The following is a 14911-nucleotide window of genomic DNA, read 5'->3' as shown; positions in this document are numbered from 1 at the left end:
GCAGCAGCTCCCGGATCGCCGACGGGCCACCGGTCACCCCCCACGTCTCCTCCGCCTCGTCCTCCCCCACGAACACCACATCCGCCCGGCGTGCCAGTTCCAGCACCACCCCCGCCCCCTCGGCACCCCTCCACAGGTCGGGCCGGTGGTTCACGTCGAGGGAGATGAGGGGGCGATCCGCCCCGGGTGTCAGAAGCTCGCGCAGCAGCTCCACGCAGCCCGAGGAGAGCGCCGCGGTGATCCCCGTCAGATGCAGCACCCGCCCCGCCCGCACCGCCTCCAAGTCCACGTTCTCCGCAGACATCGCCGACGCCGCCGACCCTGCCCGGTAGTAGGCGACCTCGTGCGCGTCCGTCCCGCGCTCCCCCGCCGTACGGAAGTACACGCCCGTCGGCCGCGCCTGATCACGACGTACGGCCGACACGTCCACGCCGTACGAACCGATCGTCGCCACCAGATGGTCACCGAAGCCGTCCGCGCCCACCCGGCTCACCCACCGCACGGAGTGCCCCGCGGCAGCCAGTCCACAGGCCACGTTCGACTCCGCACCCCCGATCCCCCGCTCGAACGACGGCACATCGGCGAGGCGGCCGGGCCGGGTGGGCAGGAACGTGACCATGGACTCGCCGAGCGCGACGACATCCACGATGTCGGGGGCGTTGGTCACGATGGTCGTAGCTCCTCGGGCTCGGTCATGGGGGTCCATTGACCCTGCGTTGGCCGAGATGTTAGACAGCAGTAAGCGATATACGCAATGGACGTTGCAGTAAGCGCAACGCACCAGATCAGGGAGGCTCCATGACAGCCGACAGCCCCTCCGAAGCGCTCGCCCGCCTCGCAGAGGACCGTGTCGACCACCGCTTCAAGGGCCTCCCCCCGGACGCCGACGACCTCACCGTCGCCGAGCTCGCCGCCCAGCGCCGCAACCTCTTCACCGACGGCTTCGCGACCCCCGTCCTGGCCCTCTCCGCCGAGCGCCTGGAGCACAACCTGCGGCTCATGGAGACGTACTCCGCACGGCACGGACTCGCGTTCGCCCCGCACGGCAAGACCTCCATGGCACCCCAGCTGTTCCAGCGGCAGATCGAGCACGGGGCGTGGGGCATCACCCTCGCCGTACCCCACCAGGTCCGCGTCGCCCGGGCCTTCGGGACGCGGCGCGTCTTCCTCGCCAACGAACTCGTCGACCCGGCCGCGCTCCGGTGGATCTCCGCCGAGCTCGACGCCGACCCCGACTTCCGTCTCATCTGCTACGTCGACTCCGTGCGCGGCATCGAGCTCATGGACGCGGCCCTGCGCGGAGCCGCCCGCCCCCTCGACGTGGTCGTGGAGCTCGCCGCCGGCGACGGCGCCCGTACCGGGGTCCGCACGGAGGCCGAGTGCGCCGCCGTGGCCGACGCCGTGGCCGCCGTACCGACCCTGCGGCTCGTCGGTGTCGCGGGGTACGAGGGGGAGGTCCCGGACGCCGACCCCGAGCGCGTGCACGCCTGGCTGCGGCGGCTCGTCTCCCTCGCGGTCGCGTTCGACAAGGAGGGGCGGTTCGGCGGGACGGACGAGGTCGTCGTCAGTGCGGGCGGCAGCGCCTGGTTCGACGCCGTCGCCGACGTGTTCGCGGAGATCCCCGAACTCTCCCTTCCCGTACTGAAGTTGCTTCGCTCCGGCGCGTACGTCTCGCACGACGACGGCCACTACCGGAAGATCACCCCCTTCAACCGGGTCCCGGAGGAGGGCGCCCTGGAACCGGCGTTCCGGCTGTGGGCGCAGGTCGTCTCCCGGCCCTCCCCCGAGCAGGCCTTCGTCAACGCGGGCAAGCGGGACGCGGCCTACGACCTCCATCTGCCGTTCGCCCAGGTCGTACGGCGGGAGGGCGTGGAGCGCCCGGCGGACGGCATCGAGGTGACCGGCCTGTCCGACCAGCACGCCTGGCTGCGCACCGGGCCCGAGGCCGATCTGGAGGTCGGTGACTGGCTGGGCCTGGGGCTGTCCCATCCGTGCACGTCCTTCGACAAGTGGCAGCTGATCCCGGTGGCCGAGGCGGACGGCACGGTCGTCGACTACATCCGCACCTACTTCTGAGGGGGCTGTCGCTGATGGAAGAGCTCGTCATCCGGGACGCGGACGTCGTGGACGGCAGCGGTGCGCCCTCGTACCGCGCGGACGTCGTGATCGACGGCGGCCGGATCGTCTCGATCGTCAAGGAGGCGGCCGACGCCGGGTGCCAACGCCCGACGGCCCGACGCGAGTTGGACGCGGAGGGGCTCGTTCTCTCCCCCGGCTTCATCGACATGCACGCCCACAGCGACCTCGCCCTCCTGCGCGACCCCGACCACAGCGCCAAGGCCGCACAGGGGGTCACGCTCGAAGTCCTGGGCCAGGACGGGCTGTCGTACGCCCCCGTCGACGACCGCACGCTCGCCGAGGTCCGCCGCGCCATCACCGGCTGGAACGGGTACGGCGACGACATCGACTTCGACTGGCGGTCGGTGGGCGAGTACCTCGACCGTCTGGACTCCGGTTTCGAAGGCCGCGGTATCGCCGTCAACGCGGCCTATCTGATCCCCCAGGGCACCGTCCGCATGCTGGCCGTCGGCTGGAAGGACCGGGAAGCGACCCCTCAGGAGCTCGACCGGATGCGGCAGTTGGTCGCCGAGGGCATGGAGCAGGGCGCGGTGGGCATGTCGTCGGGGCTCACCTACACGCCCGGCATGTACGCCAAGGACGCCGAACTCACCGAGCTGTGCCGGGTGGTGGCGTCGTACGGCGGCTACTACTGCCCGCACCACCGCTCGTACGGGGCGGGGGCCCTCGATGCGTACGCGGAGATGGTCGCCCTGACCCGGGAGGCGGGCTGCTCCCTCCACCTCGCCCACGCCACCATGAACTTCGGCGTGAACAAGGGCCGGGCGCCGGAACTGATCGAGCTGCTGGACAAGGCCCTGGAGTCCGGGGCCGACATCACCCTCGACACCTACCCCTACACCCCCGGCTGCACCACTCTCGTGGCGATGCTGCCGAGTTGGGCGAGCGAGGGCGGCCCGCAGGAGATCCTCCGGAGGCTGGCGGACGACGAGACCGCCGAGCGCATCCGCCACCACCTCGAAGTCATCGGCTCGGACGGCTGCCACGGAGTGCCGATGGAGTGGGACACGATCGAGATCTCAGGTGTCACGAACCCCTCGCTGGCCGACCACGTCGGCCGCCGCCTCGACGGCTGGACGACCGCGCGCCGCCTGCTCCTCGACGACCACCTCGCCCCCACGATCCTCCAGCACGTGGGCCACGAGGAGAACGTCCGGCAGATCATGCGCCACCCGGTCCACACCGGCGGCTCGGACGGCATCCTGCGGGGAACGAAGCCGCACCCACGCGCGTACGGCACCTTCCCGCACTATCTCGGCCGGTACGTCAGGGAGTTGGGGGTGCTGTCCCTGGAGGAGTGCGTGGCCCATCTGACCGGGCGCCCGGCAGCACGACTGCGCCTGCCGGACCGTGGGCTGGTGCGTGAGGGGTACCGCGCCGACCTGGTGCTCTTCGATCCGCGAACGGTGGCGGCGGGGTCGACGTTCCAGGAGCCGCGCCGGTTGCCGACCGGGATTCCGTACGTCCTGGTCGACGGCCGGTTCGTCATGGAGGACGGCCGGCGGACGGACGTACTGGCGGGGCGGGCGATCCGTCGTAGTCCCGTACGACGGAACGCCACCCGTGAATGACTACGGCTTGGGCAGCGTGCAGGTGCTCGCGCTCAGGTTGAGCTGGTTGCGGGTCGTGAAGCAGGCCGGGATGTTGTAGATCTCCTGGGCGTAGTTGATGCCCTGGCGGACGGTGACGGCGCCGGTCTCGCTGACCTCGCACGGGTTGTTGACCGTGCAGGACTCGCCGTCCTCGTTGCCGGTGTTGTTGACGGCGACGACCTTGCCGGTGGCCTGGTCGATCACCGGCGAGCCGGAGGTGCCGCCGATGGTGTTGCAGGCGGAGGTGTAACGGACCGAGTCCTTCCAGGTCCAGTCGCCCTCCTTCAGACGGTACGCGAACCCGTCGATGTTGCAGTTGTAGAGCGTCTTCCAGTAGCCGGAGGCCACGGTGATGGCGGTGCCGGCGGTCGGGTGGGTGTCCTGGACGGTCAGCGGGGAGATGTTGTACGAGCTCTTGATCGTCGCGTACGTGCTGGTGAGCTGGTAGATCGAGACGTCCGTGTCGGTCATCGTCGCGTAGGCGAGCTTGCTCGCGCGCAGCGTCGCGACCCGGGAGCCGGAGGAGTTGAGCAGGCCGAAGGTCCGGGTGGAGGCCTGGTTGGTGATGACCTCGCCGGGCTCCGGGAAGCCGGAGGTCAGGCAGTGGCCGTTGCTGAGCACCAGGGCCGGGTCGGTGTCCAGGGAGTTCGGGAAGCGGATGACCGAACCGGAACAGTTGCTGAGCGAGACGGTCCCGGCGAGCGTCACGGCCTGGAGCGTGGGCGACGGCGACGTGGCCTGCTTGACGGCCGACGTGGTGGACGTGACCAGGTCGTGCACGACCGACGTGACCGTGTCCGTGTCCACGCTCTTGCCGACGCCCGCGGCCGAGGGTTCGGCGGCGACCGCGGGTGCCGTACCCATCCCGGCGAGCGCCAGGACACTGAGTGCGGCGACGAGAGGCTTTCTCATGTGGGGGTCCCCTCTTGCGACTTGGACGACCGGAAATCTTCCGGCCGTCCGTGAGTTTGTCATGCGCATTGTGAAGAGGGGTGGGCAATCGGGCAAGAAGTTGTGTCAAGCCTGATCATGCGACCTGGCCGAAACGCACACTCCGTGTTCGGCAAGGGCAACCTACCCAGCACGACGGCTACTTGGGCCCTTTCGTACTCCCCTGCCCGCGCCCCTTGCCGTTGGCGTTGCCCGGGGCGGACTGGCTCGCGGTGGCGGTCGGCGACGGGGTGGAGGAGACGCCCGAGGGTTGCCCCGACTCCTTCGGCTCCTTCGACTCCTTCGGCTTCTCCGCGGAGGGAGACGGGGAGGCGCTGGAGGCGGCGGTCCCCGAGGAGGGCGCGCCGGCGTCCGGCGACCCGGTCCGGTCCGAGCCGGTCGCGGTGCCGCCCTCGCCGGGCCCGGTGGAGCGGTCGGCCGCCGACGGTCCCGTACGGCCGTGCTTGCCCTCGGCGTCACCCGGCGCCGACCCGCCTCCCGAGAAGGCGAACCCGGCGATCAGCGCGGCCGACACGGCGCCCACCGCGCCGGCCGCGACCGTCACCCGTCGCGAGCGCCAGGGGCTCGGCTTGCGGCGGGAGCGGGAACGGGAGCGCCGGGGCGGGACCCGTGGCAGCTCGGCCGTCTCGTCGTAGGCGTTCTGCCAGCCGTGCGCGACCGCCGGGTCGGCGTACTCCTCGTACGGCGGGGGCGGCTCGGTCCGCGGGTGGTACACGTTCGGCGGACCCTGGGGGCCGCGCGCGCCGTGTGTCCCGTTTCCGTACTCGTCTGGGCTGGACATGGCCGCGGATTGTAGGGACGGGCGGGGTCCGTGGGACAGCCGACGGCTATAACCACCCAAACCGCACCGTCTCGCGTGGTGGAAAACACGGCCCACGGAGCGTTACCCCGCCGTAAGCTCCCTGACATGCAGGTGATCCAGTCGACCAAGCTCGCCAACGTCTGTTACGAGATCCGGGGCCCGGTTCTCGAGGAGGCCATGCGGCTTGAGGCGGCGGGCCACCGCATCCTCAAGCTCAACACCGGAAACCCGGCCGCGTTCGGCTTCGAGTGCCCCCCGGAGATCCTCGAGGACATCCTCCGCAACGTCTCCTCGGCCCACGGCTACGGCGACGCCAAGGGCCTGCTGGCCGCGCGGCGGGCCGTCGTCATGCACAACCAGACCCTCGGCATCGAGACCGACGTCGAGCACGTCTTCGTCGGCAACGGCGTCTCCGAGCTGATCGTGATGGCGATGCAGGCCCTGCTGGACGACGGCGACGAGGTCCTCGTCCCGTCCCCGGACTACCCGCTGTGGACCGCCGCGGTCTCCCTCTCCGGCGGCACCGCCGTCCACTACCGCTGCGACGAGCAGTCCGACTGGATGCCGGACCTCGCGGACATCGAGCGGAAGGTCACCGACCGCACCAAGGCGATCGTGATCATCAACCCGAACAACCCCACGGGCGCGGTGTACGACGCGGCGATGATCCAGGGCCTGACCGACATCGCCCGCCGCCACAACCTGCTGGTCTGCTCCGACGAGATCTACGACAAGATCCTCTACGACGGCGCCACGCACATCCCGACCGCGTCCGTCGCCCCCGACCTGCTGACCCTCACCTTCAACGGCATGTCGAAGGCGTACCGGGTCGCGGGCTACCGGGTCGGCTGGATGTCGATCTCCGGTCCGCGCGCGCACGCGGACTCCTACATCGAGGGCCTCACCATCCTCGCGAACATGCGCCTGTGCGCGAACATGCCGGGTCAGCACGGAGTCGTGGCCGCGCTCAGCGGGCGCCAGACCATCAACGACCTGGTGCTGCCGGGCGGGCGACTGCGCGAGCAGCGGGACGTGGCCTACGAACTGCTGACCCAGATCCCGGGCGTGAGCTGTGTGAAGCCGAAGGGTGCGCTCTATCTCTTCCCGCGGCTCGACCCCAAGGTCTTCAAGATCAAGGACGACCGGCAGATGGTCCTTGACCTGCTGCGGCGCGAGAAGATCATGGTCGTCCAGGGCACCGGCTTCAACTGGAGCGAGCCCGATCACTTCCGGGTCGTGACACTGCCGACGGCCCGTGATCTGCGGGACGCGGTGACACGGATCGGGAACTTCCTGGACGGCTACAGCCAGCCGTAGGCGAATCCGCCCCGCCGCTCAACTTTAGACTGAATCTAAGCTAGGATGACTTCCTGACAGCACAGGAGGCCATCCCATGTACGAACCGATCCGCGCCCCCTCTTCCCGCAAGGGGTCCGCCCACAGCACGATGGCCGGCACCATGTCCGACTTTCCGCACCGGACCCGCGAGGAGGAGCTGGAGTTCCAGCTCGCGGGGCATCTGGCGGCCCTGCTGGCGGTGACGGACGAACTGCGTTCGGCTTCGCCGTCGGCCGACCTCGACGCGGCCGCGGAGCGGCTGGTCGAGCAGGTGACGCGTTTGCGCGGTGGCAGCACGCCGGCCCGCGTCTCCGCCTCCGGCGGGGGCGACGGTCGGCTCGCGTCCCTGCATCGACGGGCGCATGCCCTCGCGGGGCGGGCGCTGGTGGTGGCGGCGTCGCGTGCGGACACGGCGGCGGCGATTCTGGCCGCGGAACGCATGGATGCGCATGCCGCTGCGCTGGCCGAGCCGCGTGAGTTGACCGCGGCCGGCTGATCCCCGGAACGGCCCTGGTCCGCGTGCACCCGCAGAGACGCGCGGACCAGGAGCCATAAACAGTGCGTTTCGCCGTAGGGCTTCCGATCGTCCGGCAACTGCGGGTTGTCCGTGGTTGCTCGCGCGGTTCCCCGCGCCCCTTCGGGGCGCGTTGCAGTACTGGAGTGGGTATGACACCCCCCGTTCACCCTCCGCGCCGGGGAATGTTGGGTTCCGCGAGCACTCTGCCTGTGTGAGACGAATCATCGGAATCGTCCTCGCGGTCCTACTGATCGGCGGAGTGGTGGTAGCCGTCGCGGCGGGCCGGGACACCGGGGACAAGAGCACGGCAACGAAGACCGTGCGAGGAGTGATCGGATCGGAGAAGGCGGAGTTCTTCGCCGATCCGGATGTGGTGAAGGCCCTGGCCGCCAAGGGGTTCACCGTGAAGGCCGAGACCTCCGGGTCCTGGGCCATGGAAGGGCTGGACCTCAAGGGGTACGACTTCGCCCTTCCCTCCAGTCAGGCGCCGGCCGTCGAACTCGCCGCGAAGTACAAGGTGTCGGGGACACTCCCCCGCCCCTTCTACTCGCCCCTCGTCGTCGTGGCGCACAAGAGCGCCGCCGAGGTGCTCGCGGGCAACGGGCTCGCCACGCTGGACGCCGAACACCGCGGCACGCTCAGCATGGCCGCCTATCTCGACGCGGCCCGCGAGGACCGCACCTGGCAGCAGCTCAAGGGGGCCGCGAAGTACGGGGAGTTGAGCGGCACGCTCTACCTCGCCAGCACCGACCCGGAGTCCTCCAACTCCGGCGCCCTCTATCTCGCCGCCGCCTCCTATGTCGGCAACGGCGGCAAGGTCGTCGCCAGTGACGCCGAGGTCGGGAAGGCAACTCCCCTGCTGCGCAAGCTGATCAGCGTGCAGGGCGCCCAGCAGACCAGCACGGACGCGGCGTTCAGGGACTTCGTCAGCGGGGCCGGCAACCCGCTCGTCCTCGTCTACGAGTCGCAGGTCGCCTCGCTCCTGGCGGACGGACAGCAGCCGGACGACCTGGTCGTCCTCTACCCGGACACCACGGTCAACAGCGACCACACCGTCGTACCGCTGACCGAGAACGGCCGGGCGCTCGCCGAACTCCTCTCCACGGACCCCGAGTTGCGCAAGCTGGAGGTCCGGCACGGGTTCCGACCGCAGGGCGCGGCCGCCGAGTTCGCCTCGGCCGGCACTTATCTCAAGCAGCAGCTGACCGGCGTCCGCCAGGCGCCCGTGCCCACCGCCACGGTGCTGCACGAGCTGGCGCGACGGGCGCGGGGATGAACGGGGGGATCGTATGAGCGGCTTCAACAACACCAGCCAGAACAGCAGTCGACAGCACACCCTCAGCGGGGACGACGTCTTCACGCTCACCCCGCCCGAGGCCGTGGCACCCGTGCCGCGGGAGAAGGCCGGCGGGCTCGTCCCCGTCGACGAGAGCATCCGGGCCGGCATGGCGCAGAAGGCGGCCGACTATGTCGCGGGGCTCGCCGCCCTCGACGCCCGCTCGCCCGAGTTCGCGGGCAAGGTCGGTGAGATCACCGGGCTCGGCGCCGGCGAGATGCGTGCCGCGGCCGCGCAGTCCAACCGCATGCTGGAGCGGACCATCCGCAGCCTGCCCGACACGGGCGGGGACGCCCAGTCGCACGTCGCGGGCTCGCTCGTGGAACTGCGGCGGGTCGTCGAGGACCTGGACCCGCGTGATCTGCCGGCCGCCAAGGGACGGAAGTTCCTGTCCCGGCTGCCCGGTGGCAACAAGGTCCGCGACTACGTCGCCAAGTACTCCTCCGCGCAGGGGACCCTCAACAAGATCGTGGGCTCGCTGCGCGGCGGGCAGGACGAACTGCGCCGCGACAACGCCGCGTTGCAGACCGAGCGGGTCCGGCTCTGGGAGAGCATGGGCAAGCTCCAGGAGTACGTCGTCCTCACCGAGGCCCTGGACACGGCGGTCGAGCAGCACATCGCCCGGGTCGGCGACCCCGGGGCGGCCGACTCGCTCCGCGCCGACGTGCTCTTCCCGGTCCGGCAGAAGCACCAGGACCTGCTCACCCAGCTCGCGGTGTGCGCCCAGGGCTACCTCGCCATGGACGTCGTACGCCGCAACAACGAGGAGCTGATCAAGGGCGTCGACCGTGCGGCCACGACCACGGTGTCGGCGCTGCGGATCTCCGTGATGCTGGCCTCCGCGCTCGACAACCAGAAGAAGGTCATCGAGCAGGTCAACGCGTTGCGCGGCACGACCGAGGACCTCATCCGGGGCAACGCGGAGATGCTCGCCACGCAGAGCGGGGAGATCCAGCGCATCGCCGCCGACCCGGCCGTGGGCGCGGAGACCCTGCGGACGGCGTTCCAGCAGATCTATCGGACCCTGGACGCCATCGACACCTACAAGGTGCAGGCGACCGAGGTGATGGCGTCCACCGTGGAGTCCCTGACCTCCGAACTCCAGCACGCCTCCGCGTACCTGGAGCGCAGCCGGTCGCAGGGCGCGCTGGAAGGGGGACTCGGATGAGACGGGCACTGGCTTTCGTCCTCGCCGTGGTCGCCCTGCTCGCGGGAGCGGGCTGTACGACCGAGAAGGAAACGAAGAAGGAGACGAAGCGGGCGGACGGCCACCTGTGGATCCTCGCCTCCAGTGAACTGCGCGACATGGAGCCGATCGTCGAACGCGTCGGCGCGGACATCGGTGTCGACGTCAAGCTGTTCTACATGGGCACCCTGGAAGCCGCTGACGTGCTCGCCAAGGGCGCGGCCGACCAGCAGTACCAGGCCGTGTGGCTGTCCTCCAACGACTCTCTGCGGCTGCGTCCGGAGGCCGCCCGCAGGGTGGTGTCGGAGACGCCGGTCATGTCCAGCCCGGTCGCCCTCGGCGTGCGGCCGGCCGCCCTGCGGGAGCTGGGCTGGAAGCCCGACGACGTCACGTGGGCGCAGGTCGCGCAGGCCGTGCGGGACGACGGACTGACGTACGGCATGACCGATCCGGGCTCCTCCAACTCCGGTTTCTCCGCGCTGATCTCCGTGGCCTCGGCGCTCTCCGGGGCCCAGTCCGCCCTCACGGACGCGGATGTCGAGAAGGCGACGCCCCGGCTGAAGGAGTTCTTCCAGGGGCAGAAGCTGACCTCGGGGTCTTCGGGCTGGCTGGCATCGGCGTACAAGCGGCGCGGGAACGTCGACGCGCTCATCAACTACGAGTCCGTCCTGAAGGGCATCCCGGGCCTGACCGTGATCCGCCCCCGCGACGGCGTCGTGACCGCCGACTACCCGCTCTCCTCGCTCGCCTCGGCCGATGCCGCGCGCCGTGACGATGTCCGCCGGCTGGCGGAAGCCCTGCGCACACCGAAGGTGCAGCGCGAGATCACCGAGCGCACCCATCGCCGCCCGGTCGTCGCCTCCGTACCGCCCGCGTCCGGCCTCGACCAGAGCCGGCGACGTGAACTGCCCTTCCCGGGCAGCCGATCGGTCGCCGACGGACTGCTCGACTCCTACGACAACGAGCTGCGCCGTCCCTCGCAGACCGTGTACGTCCTCGACACCTCGGGCTCGATGGAGGGCGAGCGGCTGGCGCAGCTGAAGAAGGCGCTCACCAACGTCAGCGGCCGTTTCCGGGGCCGCGAGGAGGTCACCCTGATGCCGTTCGGGTCGCAGGTGAAGGACGTGCGGCGCTACGCGATGGATCCGGATCCCCGCTCCGGCATCGCAGCCGTCCGTGCGGACATCGGCGCGCTCACCGCCGAGGGCGACACCGCGATCTACACCTCGCTGGAGAAGGCGTACGACGAACTCCGCACCGACCGGGACATGTTCACGTCGATCGTGCTGATGACGGACGGCGAGAACACGACGGGCAGCTCCGCGGCGCGGTTCGAGGGGTTCCACGCCCTGCTCGACCCCGCGCAGCGGGAGATCCCCGTCTTCCCCATCCTCTTCGGCGACTCCGACCGTGGGGAGCTGGAGCACATCGCCGAACTGACCGGCGGCCGCCTCTTCGACGCCCGGCAGGGCTCGCTGGACGGCGCCTTCGAGGAGATCCGTGGCTATCAGTGAGTACCTCGAGTCCCGGAAGAACATCACGGGCAGCGTGTGCGGGATCGCCGGGCTGGGGCTGACCTTCGCGGGGGTGGCGGGCCCGTACTGGCCCGTCGTCGTCGTGGGGCTGTACGGCGCGGGCGCGCTGATCGCCCCGCCGGAGCGGCCGCAGCTGCCGGACTTCCCGGACGCCTCCGCCCGACTGGACGCCCTGCGCGGCGACTTCGAGACCCTCCAGACGTATCTGGCGGAGATCGAACTGCCGCCCGCCGCGGCCGGCCGGCTCACCGAACTCACCGAGCTGCTGGGCGCGTTGCTCGATCCCGGCTGGTCGACCGAGCTGCTCGCGCACGATCCGGAGGGCGTGCACACGCTGTCCCGGGCGGTACGGCAGGACGTCCCCGAGGCCGTCGACACCTTCGTACGCACCCGCTGGTGGACGCGGCTCGCACCGGGCCAGGAGGCACCGGAACGGCACCTGGAGCGGCAGCTCACGCTCCTCCAGGAGGAGGCCGAGGCGCTGGCCGCGGCGCTGCGCGAGACGGAGGCGCGGCGACAGGAGTCGCACACGCGGTATCTGGAGGACCGGGCGAACTGAGCGCTCCGCCGGCTGTGCCGAATTGCGGCTCCGCCGCGGGGCCGCGATGGGCCGTCGCTCGACTGCGGCGCCGTTGTGGCTGGTCGTTTCCCCACTCTCGACTTCTCCCCCAGAGCCTTAAGGACCTGGGGGGACCCCCAGAGCGGGTGGACCCCCATCGCGGCGGCAGCCGCAAATTGACACAGCCCCGCGCCCCTTGGGGTGTCGCGCTCAGAGCCCGTCCTGAAGCATCGCCGCGACGAAGATGATCAGCAGCAGCACGATCAGCAGAACCGCCACCTTCAGCGCGCCGAACCGGGAGCCGGCCGACGCCGGTTGCGGCAGCGGTGGCGGGGGCGGCAGTGGGACCGGGCGGGGGCCGTTGAACACGTCGTGGCCGGTGTGGAGCGCCCGTACGCACCAGGGGCAGTCCGGCAGATGGGCGCCGTAGGCGTGCAGCGGACGTGCCTGGCACACCCGTATCTGTGCGCGCTGCTTGTCGAGGGCGCGCAGCCATGCCTCCGCCGGCGGGCGGGCGGCGGGGGCGTGGACGCCGGGGCCGAAGGCGGCGCGGGAGAGGGTGAGCAGGTCGGGCGGGAGGACGGACGGGTCGATGGTGCCGCGCGGGATGACGACCTGCTCGGGGCGCACGACGTAGGAGCAGCTGGCGGCGATGTTGTCCTTGACGGTCGACTCGGAGGTGCTCTCGTGCGGAACGCCCCCGAAGGGGTGGTTGCCCGCCGTGAGGAGCTGGTAGACGAGGACGGCGAGGGCGAAGTCGTCGCTGGAGCGGGTGGCGGGGCCGCCGGCCTGCCGCTCGGGGGCGGAGTAGTCGGTGGTGTGCATCAGGCACGGGAACGGCTCGCCCGTCACCGGGTCGGTGAAAGCGATGGAGTCGCAGTCGAGGAAGGTGACGAAGCCGTTGGCGTCGACGACCACGTTGCTGCTGGAGAAGTCGCCGATGACGAGGTGGTCGTGGTGCATGCGCGCGGTCATGAAGGCGAGGTTCCAGGAGACGCCGACCAGGAAGCGCCAGTCGGCCTGGGGGAAGAGCCTGAGGCGCTGGGCGCGGGTGAACAGCCCGACCAGCTGGACGTGTTCGGGCTCGCCGAACCGGTGCATGGCGTAGCCGAGGAACGCGCCCTCGGGGCTGCGGGCCATCGCGGTGGGCCAGGCCAGTTCGGGAGGCTGGGAGCGGTCGGTGGGGCGGGCGGCGAGGGGGGACATGGTCAGCATGCGGGCCAGTCGGCGCTCCTGGTCGGGGCCCGGTGGGTCGCGGTAGAGCTTGACGACGGTTGCGTGGTCGCCCTCGACGGGGAAGACGGCCGCCTGTCCGCCGCCCTTCAGGGGCTGCTCGGCGAGGACGACCGGTTTCCCGTCCAGGTGGACCACCCGGCCGCTCATGGCCGCGCCTTGCGCACGGCCCGCAGCAGTGTCTTGTCGTCGGCGTTGAGCGCGGTCAGCCGGTCCGACCTGAGCAGTGCGGCCAGGTTGTCGTGCGCGGAGTCGGACACCGGTCCGGGGCCGTCGAGGGAGCGGAAGACGGCGTCCGCGAAGGAGGCGTTGGGGGTCGGGGTGCCGCCGCCGGTGCGGGAGAGCGCGGCCTGGGCGAGTCCGTCGGTGGAGAGCAGGACGCCGTCGATCCCCGGGTCGCACACACAGTCGGTGCGCATCCAGCGGGCCGCGTCGGGCGAGGTGAGAAAGACCGTCTCGTTGCTGTACTCGCTGGCGTCCGCGGCCTGCGGCAGCACATGGAACTGCGGTTCGCCGTCCTCGGCTCCGGCGCGCAGGACGACGAAGCCGTCGCCGACGGTGAGATGGCCGAGCCAGTCCGGGGCCAGGACGACGACGGTGAGGGTGGTGGCGAAGTCCGCGGCCGCCGCTCCCGTGGTGTCCAGGAACGCCATGGTGATCTCGTGGAAGGCGTCCGCGAGCAGGTCGTGCACGGCCTTGCCGGGCGGACTGTGGACGGCCTCGCCGGCCCGTCGTACGAAGTGCTCGGCGGCCAGCTCCACGGCGAGCCGCGAGCCCTCGTCGGAGCGTGGCCGGCTGCCGGCGCCGTCCGCGACGGCGAGCACGGCGACCGGTCCCTCCGTGATGTGGGCGCAGGCGTCCTGGCAGGGCAGACCGTCCCGGCGGTGCCGGTAGCCCTCGACGCTCATGCCGTGGATCCGCCAGTCGGCCCTGCCCATCGCTCAGCTCTCCCAGGCGGGGCGCTGGGTCTTGAACTGGCTGAAGATCTTCTCGAAGACCTCGTCGCCCGCGCCCTTCTGTTCGGCGTTGGCGCTGGCGGACATCATCTGGAGCAGTTCGCGGAACGGGAAGCCGTGGATGGTGGCGTTGAACTTCGGGGCGAACGCCCGCAGGACCTGCTCGCCGGTGTCGGTGATGCCGCCGACGCCGATCGCGTACAGCCTGAAGCGGCGGGCCTGCTGTTCCTCGGCGAGCACCGGGACCAGCCGGTGCCAGGAGTCGGTGCGGCGGCCGGTGGCGTCGGTCGGGATGCCGTCGGTGACCAGGCAGATCTGCGGGCGGTAGTACTGGAGTCCGGAGGCGCGCAGTTCGGCCTTGCGGGCGGCGACGATGTGCATCGACAGCTCCAGGGCCTCCGTCATCAGCGTCACGCCCGCGGCGCCGAGCTGCGGCGGGCGGAACATGTGCGCGGGCACGAACGGGCTCACGGGGGCGCCGGGGGCGAGGGGTTGCGGACCCCGCCAGGCGGCGACCCCCTGTCCGCCGAAGGTGACGACGGCGACCTCGACGCTGTAGCTGAGGGCCACGTCGTCGTGCAGTTCACGCGTCCACTCCACGAGCGCGTTGTTGAGCGTCTGGATCGGCGGGCCCGCCATGGAGCTGGAGGTGTCGAGGCACAGGACCAGCGGCAGCCGCTGTGCGTTGTTCTCGAACTCGATGTCGGCGTACTCCGCCGGCAGCGTGGGCGGGTATTCGCTGGACATGGGCGTCTCCTGGTGGAGCG

Annotated in this window: 14 protein-coding genes; 8 read left to right on the top strand and 6 right to left on the bottom strand. The window is 70.8% G+C overall.

Features of this window, described 5'->3' with window-relative positions; all coding sequences use genetic code 11:
- On the bottom strand, positions 1-619 hold a 619-nt coding region (locus TN53_RS24870), incomplete at its 3' end, for a sugar kinase (RefSeq protein ID WP_234441700.1).
- Positions 620-798: 179 nt separating this feature from the next.
- Between TN53_RS24870 and TN53_RS24865 the strand changes: the two genes are divergently transcribed.
- Together TN53_RS24865 and TN53_RS24860 are read left to right on the top strand one after the other, a co-directional pair.
- The gene (locus tag TN53_RS24865; RefSeq protein ID WP_046260850.1) at positions 799-2076 is read left to right on the top strand and encodes an amino acid deaminase; all 1278 of its coding nucleotides are present in this window, start codon (positions 799-801) and stop codon (positions 2074-2076) included.
- A gap of 14 nt (positions 2077-2090) precedes the next feature.
- The gene (locus TN53_RS24860; RefSeq protein ID WP_046260849.1) at positions 2091-3710 is read left to right on the top strand and encodes an N-acyl-D-amino-acid deacylase family protein; all 1620 of its coding nucleotides are present in this window, start codon (positions 2091-2093) and stop codon (positions 3708-3710) included.
- On the opposite strand, the gene TN53_RS24855 is transcribed toward TN53_RS24860, so the two are convergent.
- Positions 3711-4643, bottom strand: a complete 933-nt coding sequence (locus TN53_RS24855; RefSeq protein WP_046260848.1) for a S1 family peptidase — start codon at positions 4641-4643, stop codon at positions 3711-3713.
- A 178-nt stretch (positions 4644-4821) separates the two neighbouring features.
- Complete coding sequence (locus tag TN53_RS24850) at positions 4822-5463, bottom strand: hypothetical protein (RefSeq protein WP_046260847.1); 642 nt, start codon at positions 5461-5463, stop codon at positions 4822-4824.
- 126 nt (positions 5464-5589) lie between these two features.
- On the opposite strand from TN53_RS24850, the gene TN53_RS24845 reads away from it, so the two are divergent.
- The 6 genes from TN53_RS24845 to TN53_RS24820 all read left to right on the top strand — a co-directional run bounded on the left by TN53_RS24845 (position 5590) and on the right by TN53_RS24820 (position 11955).
- Positions 5590-6801 carry a pyridoxal phosphate-dependent aminotransferase gene (locus TN53_RS24845; protein ID WP_046260846.1) on the top strand — a complete coding sequence of 404 codons (1212 nt, stop codon included), beginning with the start codon at positions 5590-5592 and terminating at the stop codon, positions 6799-6801.
- A 76-nt stretch (positions 6802-6877) separates the two neighbouring features.
- Positions 6878-7318: a hypothetical protein gene (locus TN53_RS24840; RefSeq protein WP_046260845.1), complete on the top strand. Its 441-nt coding sequence runs from the start codon at positions 6878-6880 to the stop codon at positions 7316-7318.
- Between the two features lie 232 nt (positions 7319-7550).
- Positions 7551-8615: a hypothetical protein gene (locus TN53_RS24835; protein ID WP_046260844.1), complete on the top strand. Its 1065-nt coding sequence runs from the start codon at positions 7551-7553 to the stop codon at positions 8613-8615.
- A gap of 13 nt (positions 8616-8628) precedes the next feature.
- Positions 8629-9843 (top strand): toxic anion resistance protein, encoded by a 1215-nt coding sequence (locus TN53_RS24830; protein ID WP_046260843.1) that lies wholly within the window; start codon positions 8629-8631, stop codon positions 9841-9843.
- A complete protein-coding gene (locus TN53_RS24825; RefSeq protein ID WP_046260842.1) occupies positions 9840-11375 on the top strand; it encodes a substrate-binding and vWA domain-containing protein in 1536 nt (511 codons plus the stop codon). Before TN53_RS24830 ends, TN53_RS24825 begins: the two co-directional genes overlap by 4 nt.
- A complete protein-coding gene (locus tag TN53_RS24820) occupies positions 11362-11955 on the top strand; it encodes a hypothetical protein (RefSeq protein ID WP_046260841.1) in 594 nt (197 codons plus the stop codon). The genes TN53_RS24825 and TN53_RS24820 overlap by 14 nt, the downstream gene beginning before the upstream one ends.
- A gap of 210 nt (positions 11956-12165) precedes the next feature.
- On the opposite strand, the gene TN53_RS24815 is transcribed toward TN53_RS24820, so the two are convergent.
- From TN53_RS24815 to TN53_RS24805, 3 genes are read right to left on the bottom strand one after another with little or no spacing between them, the layout of a single operon-like run.
- Positions 12166-13338 carry a hypothetical protein gene (locus TN53_RS24815; RefSeq protein WP_046260840.1) on the bottom strand — a complete coding sequence of 391 codons (1173 nt, stop codon included), beginning with the start codon at positions 13336-13338 and terminating at the stop codon, positions 12166-12168.
- Positions 13335-14126 (bottom strand): PP2C family serine/threonine-protein phosphatase, encoded by a 792-nt coding sequence (locus TN53_RS24810; protein ID WP_046260839.1) that lies wholly within the window; start codon positions 14124-14126, stop codon positions 13335-13337. Before TN53_RS24810 ends, TN53_RS24815 begins: the two co-directional genes overlap by 4 nt.
- Before the next feature lie 3 nt (positions 14127-14129).
- On the bottom strand, positions 14130-14891 hold the full coding sequence (locus TN53_RS24805) for a VWA domain-containing protein (protein WP_046260838.1): 762 nt from the start codon (positions 14889-14891) through the stop codon (positions 14130-14132).
- Between the last annotated feature and the right edge of the window lie 20 nt (positions 14892-14911).

The organism is Streptomyces sp. WM6386 (assembly GCF_000972385.1).
Lineage (GTDB): Bacteria > Actinomycetota > Actinomycetes > Streptomycetales > Streptomycetaceae > Streptomyces.
This window is presented reverse-complemented; position numbering and strand designations above follow the sequence as displayed.

Excerpts from the sequence above, each read along its gene's own strand:
- TN53_RS24865 (WP_046260850.1), top strand. The coding sequence starts at position 799 with ATGACAGCCGACAGCCCCTCCGAAGCGCTCGCCCGCCTCGCAGAGGAC.
- TN53_RS24815 (WP_046260840.1), bottom strand. The coding sequence starts at position 13,338 with ATGAGCGGCCGGGTGGTCCACCTGGACGGGAAACCGGTCGTCCTCGCC.
- TN53_RS24840 (WP_046260845.1), top strand. The coding sequence starts at position 6,878 with ATGTACGAACCGATCCGCGCCCCCTCTTCCCGCAAGGGGTCCGCCCAC.
- TN53_RS24860 (WP_046260849.1), top strand. The coding sequence starts at position 2,091 with ATGGAAGAGCTCGTCATCCGGGACGCGGACGTCGTGGACGGCAGCGGT.
- TN53_RS24805 (WP_046260838.1), bottom strand. The coding sequence starts at position 14,891 with ATGTCCAGCGAATACCCGCCCACGCTGCCGGCGGAGTACGCCGACATC.
- TN53_RS24810 (WP_046260839.1), bottom strand. The coding sequence starts at position 14,126 with ATGGGCAGGGCCGACTGGCGGATCCACGGCATGAGCGTCGAGGGCTAC.
- TN53_RS24830 (WP_046260843.1), top strand. The coding sequence starts at position 8,629 with ATGAGCGGCTTCAACAACACCAGCCAGAACAGCAGTCGACAGCACACC.
- TN53_RS24850 (WP_046260847.1), bottom strand. The coding sequence starts at position 5,463 with ATGTCCAGCCCAGACGAGTACGGAAACGGGACACACGGCGCGCGCGGC.
- TN53_RS24855 (WP_046260848.1), bottom strand. The coding sequence starts at position 4,643 with ATGAGAAAGCCTCTCGTCGCCGCACTCAGTGTCCTGGCGCTCGCCGGG.
- TN53_RS24845 (WP_046260846.1), top strand. The coding sequence starts at position 5,590 with ATGCAGGTGATCCAGTCGACCAAGCTCGCCAACGTCTGTTACGAGATC.
- TN53_RS24825 (WP_046260842.1), top strand. The coding sequence starts at position 9,840 with ATGAGACGGGCACTGGCTTTCGTCCTCGCCGTGGTCGCCCTGCTCGCG.